The 958-nt window shown below is 49.7% G+C and carries 1 protein-coding gene; it reads right to left on the minus strand.

What is annotated here, in order from left to right; all coding sequences use genetic code 11:
• The coding region (locus ASU03_RS18805) for an OprD family outer membrane porin (protein WP_157465982.1) at window positions 1-718 on the minus strand (718 nt) is incomplete at its 3' end.
• Window positions 719-958 lie beyond the last annotated feature (240 nt).

The raw sequence follows: 958 nt of genomic DNA on the forward strand, positions 1-958 counted from the left end.
ACACATCCTTGAATTGGATGGTGTAAAGACTCAAGCCTACTGGCTCATTGACCGGGTAATCGCCCCCTAGAGAAGGGATCCAGGGAGCAGCTACTGCACCGGCGTAAAAAGTGGAAAAGCCGTCACGCATGCTACTGGAATTGGTTTGGCTCATCGCATGCAGCCGGCCCCCCTGAAGGGTCAGGCCTTTGATGCTGGTATTAGTGAACGTTGCACCACGGAAACTCTCCGGGAGAAGTCGGGAATCCCCATAGGCAACGACAGGCGTCGATGGAAATACGTCGCCTACCTTGACGACTGTATCCAGGAAACGCACTTTTGCGGCCCCGCCTACTTTTGAGTAGGAGTCTTCAGGTTGGCCTTTGCTATTGTGCGGCAAGACATCGACTGAGCTTCGGGCTCCCGAGCGACCATCACCTGAATCGAGCTTGAGGCCTTCCATTGCAAACGCATCAATGCCGAAGCCTACGGTACCTTGAGTAAAGCCTGATTCGAATCGGCCAATGATGCCATGAGCCCATTCGGCTGAGTAACCATTGCCCGTGGGGCTTGACTGGCCCTTTCGATAATCACGATTGAGATAGAGATTCCGATTGAGAATACTAAAGGTGCTCCCCTCAATGAACCCTTCAGGCTTTTGCTCCACAGCTACTGCAACTTGCCCCATGCTCATGCCAAGGGCAATTAGAGAAAGACCATAAATGCTTTTATTGTTCATTTAACACTCCAGGCTTTAGCTTGGCAGAGTTTCTTTATGAAATATTTTTTATAATTATAAAAAGCCACCAGCACGTGAGGATTTCTCCTACGTGCCGGCAGACATAATTTCATACAATAGATAACTCCAGCGTGACCTGAAAATTACTTCTATGTCAGCGAACAGTAAGCAGGCTCAAAACATACCGAACAAACTGGCGCAGCTAGGGCCAACGCTAACTAGCTTCCGTGAGGGCAGTTA

The sequence above is a fragment of the Colwellia sp. TT2012 genome, from assembly GCF_001440345.1.
Lineage (GTDB): Bacteria > Pseudomonadota > Gammaproteobacteria > Enterobacterales > Alteromonadaceae > Colwellia.